The organism is Pseudomonas sp. GG8 (genome assembly GCF_052976945.1).
This window is the reverse complement of record NZ_JBRIIP010000001.1, coordinates 2,334,410-2,349,940: the sequence shown is the minus strand read 5'-3', so window position 1 is coordinate 2,349,940 and position 15,531 is coordinate 2,334,410. Positions and strand designations below refer to the sequence as shown.

Sequence of the window (15,531 nt, the reverse complement as noted above, 5' to 3'; positions counted from 1 at the left end):
CCTTAACCGCGCGGCGAAGCAGTGCTGGCAAGTTTGGCCGCAAGCTTGGGCTCGACGGGCTTCAGGTTGCTGGCTTCGAGTGCTTGACGTTGCTTGTGCAGGGCGGCTAGGGTTTCGGCGCTGGCCATCATGGCTGTTTCAGGGTCTACCGCTTGCCCCGGGCGAACCCGTTGCAGGCCCTTGACCACGATGGTGTCGTCTTTGCTCAGGCCGCTGCGCACAATGCGTAAACCTTCGAGTTTCGGACCGAGTTCCACGCTGCGGTAGGCCGGTTTATTGTCGGCGCCCATGACCAGCACGAATTTCTTGCCAAGATCAGTGCCGACTGCTTCGTCATTGATTAGCACGGCAGAGTAAGTGCCGCTGCCTACCAGCTTGAGACGGGCGTACAAGCCCGGAGTGAATTGGCCGTCGGTGTTATCGAAAACCGCACGGCCTCGGATGGTCCCGGTTTTCGGGTTGACCTGATTGTCGACGAAATTCATCTGGCCCTGATGCGGGTTGTCGCTTTCGTTCGACAGACCGAGGAATACCGGCGTGCTTTGGCCGCGCTGGCCTTTGCGAGCAAGCTCGGTGTATTTCAGATAAACCCGCTCATCGGCATCGAAATACGCGTAAACCTTATCGGTGGACACCACGCTGGTCAGCGGCGTGACATCCGCAGTCACAATGTTGCCAGCGGTGATTTCGGCGCGGCTGACGCGGCCACTGATCGGCGAAGTTACGCGGGTAAAGCTCAGGTTCAACCGAGCCAGATCGAGTTGCGCCTGGATGGCATCGGCGCCGGCTTTCGCTTCTTGGGCGGCGCTGTTGCGCGAGTCGGCGAGTTCGGCGGAAATAGCATTGCTGGTCAGCAGGCGTTGGCCACGCTGGGCTTCATTGCCACTGCGTGTCAAATTGGCGCGAGCTTGTTGCAGTTGGGCTTCGAGGCGACGAACTTCAGCCTGGAAAGGACGAGGATCGATCTGGAATAGCAGGTCGCCTTTCTTGACCAACGCACCTTCAGTGAAAGCAACTTGATCAATCTGGCCAGAAACCCGTGGGCGGATTTCAACGGTTTCCGGCGCCTCAAGGCGCCCGGTGAATTCATCCCATTCATTGACGGGCTGTTCCAGTACCTTGGCCACGGTGACTTTTGCAGCTGCCGGAGCCACAGTCGCAGCGGGATCGCGACCACAGGCGCTGATCACGACCAAGGCCAGGGCCGCAAGAGGGTAGCGCACGTATTTGAATGACTGTGCCATGGGAATAATCCGTCAAATTGTTAAGTTGGCGGATTTTGTTCTGGCGGGTTGTATTGCACGAATCGAATGGGTTGAAGGTCAGTATCATTCAGAATGATATAGATCCGTCGATGAGGCTCTAGTTCAGGCTATCAGGGTCACCAAAGAACATCTGAATACGCGAACGCAGCCATCGTTCCCCTGGGTCATTGTCCTGGGAGCCACGCCACGCCATGTGCAGCTCAAAGCTACGCGTTTCAATCGGTACCTCTTCAGCGCGTACGCCTCCGGCGGCGGCCAGTACATCAGCGGCATAGTCCGGAACGGTCGCCACGATATCGGTACCGGCCAGCAGCGAGGCCAAGCCATTGAACTGTGGCACGGCCAGCACAACATGACGCTTGCGCCCGATTTTTTCCAGGTACTCGTCGATAAATCCGCTTAAATCACCCGAGAACGAGACCAGGGCATGAGGCCGTGTGCAGAAGTCATCCAGGCTGAGTGGGCCTGGTACCGTGTCCGCGCGCAACAACTTGGCCCGGCTAAGGCGCAGCACTTTTCGTTTGGCATTGGCGGGCAGATCCATGGTGTAGCTGACGCCAATGGAGATTTCGCCAGAAGCGAGCATCGCGGGCATCAGGATGTAGTTGACCCGTCGTACCACCAGCACAATGCCTGGGGCCTCGGAGCGCAGACGCTTGAGCAACGAAGGCAAGAGTGCGAACTCCGCGTCGTCGGACAAGCCGATGCGGAATACGGCTGTGCTGGTTGCAGGGTCGAATTCTGCCGCACGACTGACGGCCGTGGAGATCGAGTCGAGCGCGGGGGAGAGCAGCGCGAAAATGTCCACCGCGCGGGCAGTTGGTTCCATGCTGCGTCCGGTGCGCACGAACAAAGGATCATCGAACAGCCCGCGCAGACGTGAGAGCGCCGCACTGATCGCGGGTTGGCCCAGAAACAGTTTTTCTGCCGCACGAGTAACGCTCCGCTCATGCATCAATGTCTCGAAGACAATAAGGAGATTGAGGTCAACGCGACGCAGGTCATTGCGATTCATGAAAGATGATCTCGGGCCATTTGTCGATGCGAGAGGCCATGCCAGCACTCAGGTGTGCGGCCTATCCGCTCAAACACAGTGGCTCGGATAGGCAAACGCGACGTGAATAGTACGAGGAATCAGTAGCGTTCTGCAGTGATAAATTCAACGCCGGTACATTAATCATCAAAATCATAGTGGATCGCGATATAAAGCGGCTGCAAGACGCAAGAAGGCGTTACACCGGGCATTATCGGGTGCCCCGCGAAAGCACTTGTTCGGTCGACGTGTACGGGTGGGTTGCAATGTCGCGATTAGGTGCGAACAATGCCGCCCATAAAAGCTGATTTTTTTGTTTTCTGCAGCCAGATTTGCGCCACACCGGCGCAGCAGAATCAATGACATGCATGTCGACTATTAATAGCCACTGATAGTGTTCCCGGTAAAGCCCGGATAAAGTTCATGGCATTAAAGGTTCATAAGGCGAGGTTCGAAATGTCCCGCACGATCCGTTTTCATCAGTTTGGTCCAGCCGAGGTCCTCAAGCTTGAGGAGCACCCTGCTGCGCTGCCAGCACCCGGTGAGGTGCAAGTGCGCGTAGAAGCGATTGGTATCAGCTGGTATGACGTGCTCTGGCGGCAAAATCTGGCGCCATCGCACGCTCGGCTGCCCGCCGGCATGGGTCATGAAATGGCCGGTGTGGTGTCGGCAGTAGGCGAAGGGGTTGATGATTTGGCCGTGGGTGACAAGGTCGCCAGTTTTCCTGCGGTCAGTCCCAATGAATACCCGGTGTATGGCGAATTGATTGTGCTGCCACGCCTGGCCTTGACCCGTTATCCGGATGTGCTGAGCCCGATTGAAGCATGCGTTCATTACACGCCACTGCTGATGGCTTACTTTGCGTACGTCGACCTGGCACACATCAAGCCAGGGCAGACCGCGCTGGTAACCGACGCCAGTCACTGTGCCGGTCCGGCATTCGTGCAATTGGGTAAAGCCCTGGGTGCAAAGGTCATTGCTGCGACCAAATCTGCTGAACAGCGTGATTACCTGCTGTCGCTGGGCGCAGACAAAGTCATCGTCACGGAGGAACAGGACCTGTTGATGTCCGTCAACAAGTACACCGACAACCGGGGTGCCGATGTGGTGCTCGATGGTTTGGGGGGGCCGCAGATGTCGATCCTCGGCGATGTTCTGGCTCCGCGTGGCAGCTTGGTACTTTACGGTTTACAGGGCGGGAATCAGACGCCATTCCCGGCGTGTGCAGCGTTCCAGAAAAACATTCAGTTCTTTGTACATTGCCTGGGCAACTTCACCGGCAAGCCGGAGCTGGGCATCACTCAGGACGAAGCCGCCGTGCAGCGGGCGTTGCGTGACATCAACCAGCTCACGGCTGATCGGGTTTTGCTGCCGCAGCCTACGCGGGTATTTCCCTTTGCCGAGGTTGTTCAAGCTCATCGTTACATGGACGGTTGTCCCATCGGCGGTCGTGCCGTGCTGCACATCGAACAGGTTTAAATACGGACGTTTATCAACGCCACTGTGCGGGCGCCTCTCAGAGAGTGGTTGCCCTTAAGCGTTCGAACGCGTCACTGGGTAAAAATTGAAGTCTTCCCGTGACGCAAGAGGGTTTTTTTTGTTGTACCTGCTGCACACCCGGTAACGAAGTAACTTCTTGTATCACTGTGCCGTACGTTTAATGCGCTACAACCCATCGTTATAAAATATATACACGCCGTTTAGTGTCGTTTAAATAACGCGCGTCAATCCTGCAACTGTAGATTCGACCTACAATGCACGCGTACTCAGTGGGCTCGGTAATTGCCGGTACATCACTGAAGTATTAAACACGTGTGTTTGTTATTTAGTCGCGTTTGTCAGCCTCTGAACTGCGCTGCTTTTTACTGCGTATCTGTACCTTGCAAACACCTTGGAGACATTGATAATACGTCGGTAATTATTGCTCAGGGAATGAGTCATGGTCGAACAACAATATTTTTCCAGCCCTTCATCGAATCAACGGCCTCAGGCCGACAGCTGGGCGGGCGTGCTTATCAGTCCACTCCGAGGGGCTGCCGATGTGGTTATTCGTCTGTCAGGTGCCGCGCTATGAGTTCTATCCATGAGCAGGCAATGAATTATGTTTACCAACAAGTATTGCAGCGCGTACTCAGTTACTTCACCCGCGCCGAGCGAACAGCGCTTCAGTTACTGATCCAGCGTTTGATCGTGGCGGCCGGGGGAATTGAACGCATCGGAAGTTTCAAAGTAATGATCGCGTTCGGCGGCGGTAAAGACAGCGCCTACACCGTTGCTTTTATGCGGGCTGCGCAATTGAGTATCGCGGGCAGGTCGCCAGCTACCTTCAACTTGCGAGTCGCCACCCTGCGCCACGCAGGTATAACGTCGGCCGTGATGGGTAATATCCATCGCAGTTATTCGGCGTTGTTTCTCTATGACGACCCGCGCGTAGAAGTGTTGATGGTCGATCAACAACAGATTCGACCCTTTCGCGTGGACTTGCCGTTTTCCACGGCGGGGCGTGAGTGCAACCGCTCGGACATGTTATTGACGGGGCATATGACCGCGGGTGACGCTCGTGCGACGTTCTGCAATAGCTGTTACTTGGGGCTGGGCGATTTTTTTGCGCGCGCGGCGTGTTGGGGTACGGGTATCGATGCGTTAGTCAGCGGAGACTCACGCAAAGAGCAAAAGCAATACGCGGCATGGGTCATGCGCCTTGCCGAAGGCTTGGAGGTCCCTGCCTCGGACTGGAGAAATCAGAGTTTCAATGGTGTGCTCAAGACGCTGAACAGTGTCGGTCATGCTTACTATCGCGAGCTGTATGAAGAAGGCGCCGAGCCTGCGGGTCGCCTCGTGGCGTACCCTAATAAATCCGTTGTCCCTGCATTCATTACTATCTTCGATCTGGTCAGTTGCAAAGCGGATGATCATTGGCCTTTGCTGACCGATTTCCTGGGGTTCCAGTTCGATGACCTTGCGTTCAGCTTCAGCGAATCCGATTGCGCCAATCCAATGCTGATGGCGCATATGCGTGGCTTGCAGGCTCACTATGTACGCGGTCGTAGCTACCAAGAAGGGATTGCCGAATACCTGGAGGTTGCAAAGGGGTTGATGTGCAAGAAGCAAATGCCCGAGCGCTTGATTGAACAGGCCATGGCGGCCTATGACGGCAATCAAAACATCGAAGGACGCCGTGCACTTGCATCGGCGCACGCACAGGAGGCATTCGGCCTGAATGACGCGCAGTTGGTGTGCCTGTTGTTCGCCCCGTTCGTGGATTCAGGTCGCGCCCTGGAAGCATTCCTGCGCCGTTGTCATCCGGGAATGCTGGTCGCGTTGCCTGACTTGCACAAAGCGTTAATGGGCCTGCAAGTCCCAGAGCAAGTCCTGCAATGGCTGATCGATATCAGTGGGTTGAGCAAAGTCGGCTTGCAAAGCCTTTACCGTAAAAAAAGGGTGGATTTCGGCGATCAGACATCGCTGATCGCCAGGGTCCGCGCCAGTGACCCCGATAAGCGCAGCATTGTGACGGTCGACCCGAAAACGGGCGAGGCCACGGCCGAAATAGTATCTGGGCGCTAAGCGTGATCCTCATGCCGGCAGCGACTCCCGGAGATTGACAGGCGGAAGTTGCTGCGGGCCCGCGCATGTTCTCTGGGGCGGCGATTACGCATAGACGGGGTACAGCTTATGAAAAACAGCGCTTCCAACTTTGCTTATCAGGCCGTGTATTGCTACCTCAACCAGCTGATTGGTGAGGTTAACAGCGGTTCCACGACCAAATTACCGTCATTGCGCGACCTGGCCAAGCGTTTGAAGGTGTCCATATCGACCGTTCAGTACGCCTATTGCTTGCTGGAAAAAGAGGGCCGGATCCGCTCCGTACCCAAATCTGGCTATTTTGCGTTGCCCTGTCTGATGCCATGTCCCAATGGACAACATGACGAAGACCTCCTGGAAAAGCTTTACGCCAATGCTCGTCGTCCGGGTATGTTCGTGCTCAGCGATGATGAGCCGACGATGCTGTCATCGCTCGAAAATCCATTGCTGATGCTCGAACGCGAACTGATTCGTCATTACCCGCGTCAGCTCAACCTGCAGTTCCAGCCCTTTGGGGTACTGGAGTTACGCACGGCGCTGGCCGCACGTTACACCTCCTGTGCGCAGCATTGCTGGCACCCAGACAATGTCTATGTCGGGGCGGATTTGCGTGGGGTGCTGAAAATAGTCCTTGATGCACTGGGGCTTCGGGGCGGTACGGTGCTGGTGGAGTCGCCTTGCTCCTGGACTATCTTGCGCTTGCTGCAATCGTTCGATATCCGCGTGATCGAGATGCCACTAGACAATAGCGGTTGCGTGGACCTGCCTTGGTTCGACCAAACAATGCTTCAGGAGGACATTGGTCTGGCGGTCCTGCCGTCAGTGCCTTGTTCGACACAAGGCAGCTTGATGCAATTGGAAAACCGTCAACAGCTCGCCCGTCGACTGAACCTGAATGGCATTTGGGTTCTGGAAAACGACAGCCTCGGCGAACTCTGCTTCGAGCCGCCGGTGGGCCGATTGCGTGACTGGATCAACCCCGAGCGTTTGTTAGTGTTTTCCGCCTTCGACAAGATCATCGGACCTGAAGCACCTTATGGGTATTTGCTGTGCAAGCATTTCAGTGCTGAGTTGCAACGGCACTTTCTGGTGCGCTCCTTCTGCCTGCCACCCATTCGCCAAAAAGCCATTGCGCGGCTTTACAGCTCTGGACGCATCGATCAACACATCACCGGACTGCGGCGCCTGTTGGAGGATCGCATGCTGACCCTGGCCAGCCTGCTGCATGAGCGTGCGGGGGCCAGCTTGCGTTTTAACCTGCCCGGAGGCGGTGCTGCCATTTGGGCCGAATGCGTTCGGCCGGTGAACATGCGCCGCGTGTTTGACCGCCTGCTCAAGCGGCGGATTTTTATCGCGCCCGGTGAAATATTCAGCCTGCAGGGCTTGCATCAGCAAAACCTGCGGATCAGTTTCGCCTTCGATTGGAATCAGGACATTGGCACGGCGCTCAACACGCTGGACGACCTGTTGCGTCAGGAGAGGCTGTAGTCCCATAGCCGTCCGTGCCCGGCCACTGATCCAATTGTATTTGCCAGCGCCGGGCCATAGCTGGTATCTGTATGCCCATCCAGTACCGGTGCTAAAACGGCTTTTCCTCTCCAGTGACCCTCGATCCTATCCATGACGTCAACGTTGATGACTCCAGCTATGGGGTGGCCGTGCGTGCCTTGTGCGAATTCACGGCCAAGGCGGGCGACCTCGATTTGCGTTTCACCCCGACGCCTACGGCACTGGAAGGCATGGCCGGACACCGCACGGTGGTTGCCCGACGCGGCGAGGCCTATCAAGCCGAAGTCCCACTCAGCGGTGACTACCTGCAACTCAAGGTTCGGGGCAGGGCGGACGGTTACGATCCGGTACTTAACCAACTTGAAGAAGTAAAAACCTACCGAGGCGACTTGAGTGCGATGCCGGCGAACCACCGGCAATTGCACTGGGCGCAAGCAAAAATCTATGGCAGGCTGCTCTGTCAGCAGATGAAGCTGGACGAAGTCACGCTGGCGTTGGTCTATTTCAATATCGTCAGCGAGCAGGAAACGTTGTTTCGCGAACGCTATACGGCAAACGCGCTTCACGTTTTTTTCAACGAGCAATGTGCGATTTTTCTGCGCTGGGCCCAGCAGGAACTGGCTCACACCCATGCCCGCAATCAGGCCTTGGGCGCGCTGGCGTTCCCTCATCCGAGTTTTCGCACAGGCCAGCGAACGCTGGCAGAGTCGGTTTATAAAGCGGTCAGCACCGGCTGTTGTCTGATGGCTCAAGCGCCGACGGGTATCGGCAAAACGGTGGGCACACTGTTTCCAATGCTCAAGGCCGTCCCTGGGCAAAAACTCGACAAAGTGTTCTTCCTCACGGCCAAGACCCCAGGGCGCAAGCTGGCACTGGACGCCTTGAGTGTCATTCGCCGCAGCGCACCGGATCTGGCCCTGCGCGTGCTGGAAATGGTGGCCCGGGAAAAAGCCTGCGAACACCCTGACAAAGCGTGCAACGGCGACTCCTGCCCTCTGGCCAAGGGCTTCTATGATCGTCTACCGGCAGCACGCAACGCCGCAATGGACAAACCATGGCTCGATCAAGCCGGCGTGCGTGAAGTCGCCCGTCAACATCAGGTTTGCCCGTATTACTTGAGCCAGGAACTGGCGCGCTGGGCCGACGTGGTGATCGCTGATTACAACTATTACTTCGATCTCAGCGCCTTGCTGTTCGGCCTCAGCCAGTTCAACCAGTGGCGCGTGGCGGTGTTGGTGGACGAGGCGCACAACATGGTCGAGCGCACGCGGCAGATGTATAGCGCCAGCCTAGACCAGCAGAACCTGAACACCCTTCGCGACGGTGCACCTGAGGCGCTGAAGAAGTCCCTGCAACGGCTCAACCGCGAATGGAATGCGTTGCACAAGGATCAGGTGCTCGATTATCAAGCCTATCCCGTGACACCTGCGCGGTTTTTGCAAAGCTTGAATGTGTGTGTGACCGCGATTGGCGACTATTTCAATGAGCATCCCCACGCCGTCGATGGCGCATTGCAGAGCTTCTACTTTGAAGCGATCCAGTTCGCGCGGATCGCCGAGTTGTTTGATGAACATTTTGTGTTCGATATCAACAAGCGCGAACGGGGTGGAAAGCGCAGCCTGTCGCGGTTGAGCCTGCGCAACGTGGTGCCAGCCGGCTTCGTCCGCCCACGTCTGACGGCAGCGTGCAGCACCGTACTGTTTTCCGCGACCTTGAATCCCCGCCGTTACTACGCTGATCTGCTCGGTCTGCCAGGTAATACCGCGTGGGTCGATATCGAGTCGCCGTTCTCCCGGGAACAGCTGGACGTGCGCATCATCAGTCAGATATCTACCCGATTCACCCATCGACAGGCATCACTGGCACCTATCGTCGAATTGATGGCCTCGCAATTTCAGGCGCAACCCGGCAATTACTTGGCCTTCTTCAGCAGTTTCGACTATCTACAACAGGTCGCTGAGCTGCTGCATCAGCTGCATCCACAGGTTCCGTTGTGGCAGCAATCACGCGGCATGACTGAAAGCGAGCGGCAGGCGTTTCTCGATCAGTTCACCTTGAGCAGCCAGGGCATCGGATTTGCCGTGTTGGGTGGGGCTTTTGGCGAAGGCATCGACTTGCCGGGCGCTCGATTGATCGGTGCGTTTATCGCCACCCTGGGCCTGGCTCAATTGAATCCAGTGAATGAGCAGCTCAAACAACGAATGGCTGCGCTGTTCGGCGCCGGATACGACTACACCTATCTATATCCCGGCGTACAAAAAGTCGTACAAGCTGCGGGCCGGGTCATTCGAGGTCAGGATGATCGTGGGGTAGTGATGCTGATCGACGACCGTTTCGCCGAGCGCAAGGTGCAAAATTTGCTACCTGCCTGGTGGCAGCTGTAAAACGTTCAAGGCCTGACGGATAGATAGCTTAGCGTAGCGGTCAAACTGCCAGTAAACTGCCGCCTCATAGCTCCCCTGCATCTGTCGGGGTGTTGCACACAGAACTTGTTCTTTTTTGTCTTCTTCCCTCCATGGAGGTTTCGTATGAGTCTCAGTCCATTTGCTGGCAAACCAGCGCCAGCAGAACTCTTGGTTGATCTTCCGCGACTGGTAACGGCCTATTACACCGGCCAACCTGACGCATCGGTTTCCACCCAGCGCGTTTCGTTTGGCACGTCGGGTCACCGTGGCAGTTCTTTTGAGCTGAGCTTCAACGAATGGCATGTTCTGGCCATCAGTCAGGCTATCTGCCTGTACCGTCAGGTCAATGGCATTGACGGTCCGTTGTTCCTCGGCGCAGATACCCATGCCTTGTCGACACCGGCCAGTGTCACCGCGCTGGAAGTACTGGCGGCTAACGGCGTGCAGGTCATGATCGCCGAAAATGACGAATACACACCCACGCCGGCGATTTCCCACGCCATTATTTGCTACAACCGAGGCCGCACTTCCGGCCTGGCCGACGGTATCGTTATCACCCCGTCGCACAACCCGCCGGAAAGTGGTGGCTTTAAATATAACCCGCCCAATGGTGGCCCGGCAGATACCCACATCACCAAATGGATCGAGGCAAAAGCTAACGAGCTGTTGGCTGAGAAGGTGCTGGGCGTCACTCGTATGACCTATGAAAGGGCCTTGCGTGCAGACACCACCCACCGCCATGACTACCTCAATACGTATGTCGCTGACTTGAAAAACGTCATCGACATGGATGCTATTCGCGACGCAAATCTACGTCTGGGCGTTGACCCGCTGGGCGGAGCCGGGGTGCATTACTGGTCGGCGATCGGCGAGCATTACGGTCTGAACCTGGAAGTGGTCAATCAGCACGTCGACCCGACGTTCCGCTTCATGTGCGTGGATTGGGACGGTCGCATTCGGATGGACCCGTCTTCAAACTTCGCCATGCAGGGGTTGATCGGCCTTAAGGATCGCTTTCAAGTCGCATTCGCTTGCGACCCGGATCACGACCGTCACGGCATCGTCACCCCAACGGGTGGGCTGCTGGCACCGAACAATTATCTGGCGGTGTCCATCGATTACCTGTTTCAGAACCGTCCCCATTGGCGTGCCGATGCCGCCATTGGTAAAACCGTGGTCAGCAGCGGCATGATTGATCGCGTGGCCAAACGCCTGGGCCGACGCCTGTATGAAGTGCCAGTGGGCTTCAAATGGTTCGCCGATGGCCTGTTCGATGGCTCCCTGGGTTTTGGGGGCGAAGAAAGTGCTGGCGCCTCATTCCTGCGTCGGGACGGCAGTGTCTGGACCACCGACAAGGACGGCCTGATCCCGGCATTGCTCGCCGCCGAGATCACCGCCCGTAAAGGCCGCGACCCTAGCGAAATCTATCAGGACCTGACCCGGGAACTGGGCGAACCGTTCTCCACTCGCGTGGAAGCCAAGGCTAACCCTGAGCAAAAAGCGCTGCTGAGCAAGTTGTCGCCCGATCAGGTTAAATCCACAGAGTTGGCCGGTGAAACGATCCAGAGCATTCTCAGCCATGCACCAGGCAACGATCAGGCCATTGGCGGCTTGAAGGTCATGACCGAGAACGGCTGGTTCGCAGCACGTCCTTCGGGCACGGAAGACATTTACAAGATCTACGCTGAGAGCTTTATCGGTGAAGACCACCTCAAGCGTCTGGTGGCAGAAGCGCAGGTGTTGGTAGATGCGGCCATCGCACCGAGATGATTGGCAATTTATAAAGGAGGAGAGGGCGAGAGGAGGGTAGATCAAGGCTGCCGCGCGGCGTTCTCAACATACGAATCAAAGGTCGATGTTCGAAGCGCGGTATAGACACCCCGGTCTCAAAGCGGCTATCACAACTGAGTAATTTCGAAGAAGTACCCGATTTTTTGACTTCTGGCTTCCCAAACGTAGCGGATGTGTTTGCCCTGCACCGGTATGGATACCGCTGGAGGGCGGAAAGCGGCTATGCACTCATGCCCATTGGCGCGAACGCTGTTGTACAGGAGCCCCCATGATTTCTCCTCACGGAGCTTTTTGGCAAATGCTTGTGCGGGGCTATAGTTGGCAGGATCAGGGTCATGCAGGTGAGCAAAGCCTGCGCGAATATCGTGCATCGGCTTGACGACCTTGTTCACGTAGGTGCGCATGGTCAGCTCGACATCCGGTTCATTGGTCGCAGCGAGGAATCGTTCCTGGTGGAAGCTGGTCTCGGCGATGGCTGCTCTTTGGCTGCTGGCCGCGTAGTAGATACCGAACGTTCCATCGGTGAACCGACTGATCTTTCCAATATGCGTGAACGCGGCCATAACAGGCGTTGAACCGTGTCCGGATACTCGGTCTTCAGGGGCTACCCGGCTGATAAGGCCCACTTCCTCGGCCAGTCGGTCATTGGTCAGAGACTCCAGTGCATACGACATTTGCAGCTCAGCAGGATCCAGGATGTCTTCGAAGAGGGTGATCGGCGGGAACGAACTGCTGATCACACGGTAAGCACTGTCCCACACGGGTATCTCCAACTTCTCAGCCATTATCCGCGGACCCCATCCAGATAACGGCGAACATCTGCAATATCGACCACACGACCGGCCAGCATGTATTTCAGCGCCGTCTGACCGTTGAAGGGGGCAGCCGTGTTCGGACTGTTGACCCAGGCATACACGCGGTCGCGGTTATTGCTGAATATGATGCTGAGCGCCTTGTGAATGCCCATCAGGTAAGAGATGCGCTCCAGCGTATCGTGCGGCAGCCGCACGCTTGGAATGCGTCGGTATTTGTAAAAGGTCGTGGTGCTGATCGACCCCAGCAATGCACGCTGCTGATCGACTGAGCAGTTCCAGTGTTCCATGAGACCGAAAAAAAACTTCAGCGCGACCCGCCCGGCCTCTGGGCTGTCAATGTCATGTGTAGCGCTATGGGCGTGGCTTGCCGTGACCATGAGGACTCTCCTGAGAGATAAATTACTAATCCCAGTGTATTACGCATACGAAAATAAACAAGCCATGTGTACGCATGCGTGAACTATTGGCGGGCGACTGGATTGAGTCAGTTAGCCAGATCACCCTCAAGGAGCATCTCAACGACTTCATCGTCCGTTGGGCGCAGAGATGCCAGATGATCGGATTGGAGCTTTAAGACCTTTCCACGTGTCATTTTCCAACGTGGTACTGGTGCCATATCCCAAAAGAGCTATCTCCTTATGGATAGTTCCCTTGTCGTCCGCTTGTAATACCGTTGGCGTCACTGTCAGTGACTCCCCGCAGGCTGGAGAGTGGCTGACCATAGTGCATGACCAGCGCCCGAGCACGGACCATGCTCCAGTAGTACGATTTAACGCCCCTGCGAGTACAGCTATCCTGCTATAAATCACTCACAACCGTGCATGTCGCTCGGGAGGCGGCCGGGTGCAGATATACCCTGACAGTCACGCTCAGTCGGACATCGTTTTCTGTTTCTCACCGTGGCGCGCTAACAGGACCTGCCCATCCCAATCTGAATCTGCGGCTCCTTCGCTCCGGGGGATAAGTCGCCCTCCGCCAAGAGCGGCGGCTAGCGTGTTGCGCGGTGCGTTCACATCGGACTGTGTCGACGTCAACGTGATGAGGGATAGTGGATGATAGAAACGCTCCTCCACAACTGAACCCATCCAGAGCGGTACGGTACGCCCGTTCGTGAGTTCGAAATCGACGACCCACATTCGAAGTACGAGGCGTGAACGGGTAAGTGCTCCATCACTATTTGGTCGAACGAGCGTCAGGCTGGGGAGGCGGCCACTCGCGAAAAGTGGAATAACCGGAAGGCCTGTTGGGTCGGCTGGGGCGGTAAGCCAGTTCAGGGCATCCACCGGTGTCCAGTCCGCCGAATTAAGCCATCCGTTGCGCTGCAGGGCATCTTGCAAATCCTTCAGGCCTCCGGCCCACTGGAACGTCAGCGGCTCATTCGTCTCGCCAGTGAGATCGATACGCCGTGCCGGCAGTTGCTGCCAACCCGACGCCCACCAATCGGTGGCAGCCATATACGGAGTTCCCACCTTGACGGCGTAGCGGTCGCTGTCGGTCGCATGACGGCTATAGATATTGAGTCCTCCGGTAAGAATCAGAGCTGAACATCCGGCCGCGAGTAGGCTTCTTGGCTCAAGGCGCCTGGCTTGGCGTCGCAGGTAGGACAGTCCGAGCAGCGCGAGCCACGCGGATCCGAATGCCAGTCCCCCGAGCACGTCGGAAAGCCAATGCGCACCAAGGTAGAGGCGTGAGAATGCAATCAGAAACACCAGGGTTGCCGCGCCGAGAGCAACCACGAGACCCCATGCTGGGCGGACCTCGCGCGCGATGAGAAATGCGAGGAAACCGTAGAGCACGACATTGACCGTGCTATGGCCACTGGGGAAGGAAAATGTGCTCCATCCAGAGTAGAGAAGCTCACCGGGTCGAGTTCGATGCAGCGCAACTTTTATGACAGTGTTAAGAACCGAAGCGCCGGCAATCGCAACCAGCCAATAGGCTGCTGTACGCCAGGCGCGTTGCCACATCAGCCACAGCAACACAACAATCGTGACCGCTATCACAACCTTGGTGTCTCCGAGCTCTGTAACAGCGATCATCACCGCATCGCCTGGCACTGTACGAAGATCCTGAAGAGCGTGGTATATCGCGCTGTCTGCGAGCAGCAAGGGGTCACCGGTGACGACATCCTCAAGGATGCCAAGGAAGAGCCAGGCTGCTCCGACGAGAAATACAGCCGACAACGCGAGAGTCCGTGCTTCGGGTCGTGAAGGATCAAGTAAATGGGTGAGACTGCGGCTCAGTCGGGTGTCGTGAGTGCCAGCCCAGCGCTGCAGCCGCCCTAGTGCGTCGATGAAGAAAGGGACGCCGCGACGCACCGTAAAACGTACGATATGCAGGAGCGCCCAGCCCATTGCGAGTAGAACGACCAGCAGGATCGAGAGCGGCTTTGCGGCTGCACCGAGAATACTGAACGTTGCACCGAGGAGCACACCGGACAGAATATGCGACGGAGCCCAAGCGAGCGCCGAGGCAACATTGACGGCATAGAACCGACTGACCGCCATTCCCATCATGCCTGCGAGGAGTGGAATGAAGGCGCGGACGCCCGGAACGAAGCGCGCTAGAAACACACTTTTGGCGCCGTGACGCGTAAAAAATGCCTCGCTGCGTTCAATCAGTTCAGGATGCCGGTTCAACGGCCAGAAACCAAGAATCTCGCGCTGGTATCGATGCCCGAGCCAGAAGGAAAGACCATCGCCTGCTATGGCGCCTAAACTGGCGGCGACCAGCAATGGCCAGAGCAATAACACGCCACTCGGCACCAAGGCACTGAGCGCAAGGATCACGGCTGTGCCTGGAACGACGGCACCGATAATAGGGACTGATTCGGAAAGCGCCAGAAGAAACACCGCCAAGTAGGCGACATGCGGATGCGCCGTCAGGAACTCGATGACCGATGAGACCAAGGACGTCATCATTCGTAGGCTGCCTGTAGAGTGCCGGTGATGAAGCAACCAAGGTGCATATCTTCCCGATTGGCTGCGCAACCATTATGAAGCCGGTACCACGGCAGCGAAACTCCACGGCGAGTTTTTAAAGCGTACAAAATGCAGGGGCAACGTTGGTAAAACCAATAAATTGAGTGCAGTTGAGGTCACTAAACCATCCATGCACCGGTTCCGACG

General features: G+C 56.7%; 11 protein-coding genes. 6 read left to right on the top strand and 5 right to left on the bottom strand.

Annotated elements, in window-relative coordinates; all coding sequences use genetic code 11:
- Positions 1 to 2: 2 nt before the first annotated feature.
- Positions 3 to 1,244 carry a multidrug efflux RND transporter periplasmic adaptor subunit MexE gene (gene mexE / locus ACVBEG_RS11275; protein WP_322179225.1) on the bottom strand — a complete coding sequence of 414 codons (1,242 nt, stop codon included), beginning with the start codon at positions 1,242 to 1,244 and terminating at the stop codon, positions 3 to 5.
- A gap of 118 nt (positions 1,245 to 1,362) precedes the next feature.
- Entirely contained in the window at positions 1,363 to 2,280 is a 918-nt protein-coding gene (locus ACVBEG_RS11270; protein ID WP_322179226.1) for a LysR family transcriptional regulator, read from the bottom strand.
- Between the two features lie 474 nt (positions 2,281 to 2,754).
- On the opposite strand from ACVBEG_RS11270, the gene ACVBEG_RS11265 reads away from it, so the two are divergent.
- The 5 genes from ACVBEG_RS11265 (at position 2,755) to pgm (ending at position 11,567) form a co-directional block, all read left to right on the top strand.
- On the top strand, positions 2,755 to 3,777 hold the full coding sequence (locus ACVBEG_RS11265) for a zinc-dependent alcohol dehydrogenase family protein (RefSeq protein ID WP_322216446.1): 1,023 nt from the start codon (positions 2,755 to 2,757) through the stop codon (positions 3,775 to 3,777).
- 591 nt (positions 3,778 to 4,368) lie between these two features.
- Positions 4,369 to 5,865 (top strand): hypothetical protein, encoded by a 1,497-nt coding sequence (locus ACVBEG_RS11260; protein ID WP_322179228.1) that lies wholly within the window; start codon positions 4,369 to 4,371, stop codon positions 5,863 to 5,865.
- A 108-nt stretch (positions 5,866 to 5,973) separates the two neighbouring features.
- Positions 5,974 to 7,371, top strand: coding sequence for an aminotransferase-like domain-containing protein (locus tag ACVBEG_RS11255; protein ID WP_322216444.1), 1,398 nt, complete (start codon positions 5,974 to 5,976; stop codon positions 7,369 to 7,371).
- Between the two features lie 113 nt (positions 7,372 to 7,484).
- The gene (locus ACVBEG_RS11250; RefSeq protein WP_447107700.1) at positions 7,485 to 9,776 is read left to right on the top strand and encodes an ATP-dependent DNA helicase; all 2,292 of its coding nucleotides are present in this window, start codon (positions 7,485 to 7,487) and stop codon (positions 9,774 to 9,776) included.
- A 144-nt stretch (positions 9,777 to 9,920) separates the two neighbouring features.
- The gene (gene pgm, locus ACVBEG_RS11245; RefSeq protein ID WP_322179231.1) at positions 9,921 to 11,567 is read left to right on the top strand and encodes a phosphoglucomutase (alpha-D-glucose-1,6-bisphosphate-dependent); all 1,647 of its coding nucleotides are present in this window, start codon (positions 9,921 to 9,923) and stop codon (positions 11,565 to 11,567) included.
- Positions 11,568 to 11,695: 128 nt separating this feature from the next.
- Here pgm and ACVBEG_RS11240 read toward each other — a convergent pair whose 3' ends face one another.
- Together ACVBEG_RS11240 and ACVBEG_RS11235 are read right to left on the bottom strand one after the other, a co-directional pair.
- Entirely contained in the window at positions 11,696 to 12,373 is a 678-nt protein-coding gene (locus ACVBEG_RS11240) for an RES family NAD+ phosphorylase (protein ID WP_322179232.1), read from the bottom strand.
- On the bottom strand, positions 12,373 to 12,780 hold the full coding sequence (locus ACVBEG_RS11235; protein WP_322179233.1) for an MbcA/ParS/Xre antitoxin family protein: 408 nt from the start codon (positions 12,778 to 12,780) through the stop codon (positions 12,373 to 12,375). The genes ACVBEG_RS11240 and ACVBEG_RS11235 overlap by 1 nt, the downstream gene beginning before the upstream one ends.
- A gap of 74 nt (positions 12,781 to 12,854) precedes the next feature.
- Between ACVBEG_RS11235 and ACVBEG_RS11230 the strand changes: the two genes are divergently transcribed.
- Positions 12,855 to 12,977 (top strand): hypothetical protein, encoded by a 123-nt coding sequence (locus tag ACVBEG_RS11230; RefSeq protein ID WP_447107699.1) that lies wholly within the window; start codon positions 12,855 to 12,857, stop codon positions 12,975 to 12,977.
- A gap of 295 nt (positions 12,978 to 13,272) precedes the next feature.
- Here the strand turns inward: ACVBEG_RS11230 and ACVBEG_RS11225 are convergent, their stop codons facing one another.
- The gene (locus tag ACVBEG_RS11225) at positions 13,273 to 15,324 is read right to left on the bottom strand and encodes a VTT domain-containing protein (RefSeq protein WP_447107698.1); all 2,052 of its coding nucleotides are present in this window, start codon (positions 15,322 to 15,324) and stop codon (positions 13,273 to 13,275) included.
- Positions 15,325 to 15,531 lie beyond the last annotated feature (207 nt).

What these genes read in the sequence shown, in the direction of transcription:
- mexE (WP_322179225.1), bottom strand. Translation starts at nt 1,244, where the DNA reads ATGGCACAGTCATTCAAATACGTGCGCTACCCTCTTGCGGCCCTGGCC.
- ACVBEG_RS11270 (WP_322179226.1), bottom strand. Translation starts at nt 2,280, where the DNA reads ATGAATCGCAATGACCTGCGTCGCGTTGACCTCAATCTCCTTATTGTC.
- ACVBEG_RS11265 (WP_322216446.1), top strand. Translation starts at nt 2,755, where the DNA reads ATGTCCCGCACGATCCGTTTTCATCAGTTTGGTCCAGCCGAGGTCCTC.
- ACVBEG_RS11260 (WP_322179228.1), top strand. Translation starts at nt 4,369, where the DNA reads ATGAGTTCTATCCATGAGCAGGCAATGAATTATGTTTACCAACAAGTA.
- ACVBEG_RS11255 (WP_322216444.1), top strand. Translation starts at nt 5,974, where the DNA reads ATGAAAAACAGCGCTTCCAACTTTGCTTATCAGGCCGTGTATTGCTAC.
- pgm (WP_322179231.1), top strand. Translation starts at nt 9,921, where the DNA reads ATGAGTCTCAGTCCATTTGCTGGCAAACCAGCGCCAGCAGAACTCTTG.
- ACVBEG_RS11240 (WP_322179232.1), bottom strand. Translation starts at nt 12,373, where the DNA reads ATGGCTGAGAAGTTGGAGATACCCGTGTGGGACAGTGCTTACCGTGTG.
- ACVBEG_RS11235 (WP_322179233.1), bottom strand. Translation starts at nt 12,780, where the DNA reads ATGGTCACGGCAAGCCACGCCCATAGCGCTACACATGACATTGACAGC.
- ACVBEG_RS11230 (WP_447107699.1), top strand. Translation starts at nt 12,855, where the DNA reads ATGCGTGAACTATTGGCGGGCGACTGGATTGAGTCAGTTAGCCAGATC.
- ACVBEG_RS11225 (WP_447107698.1), bottom strand. Translation starts at nt 15,324, where the DNA reads ATGATGACGTCCTTGGTCTCATCGGTCATCGAGTTCCTGACGGCGCAT.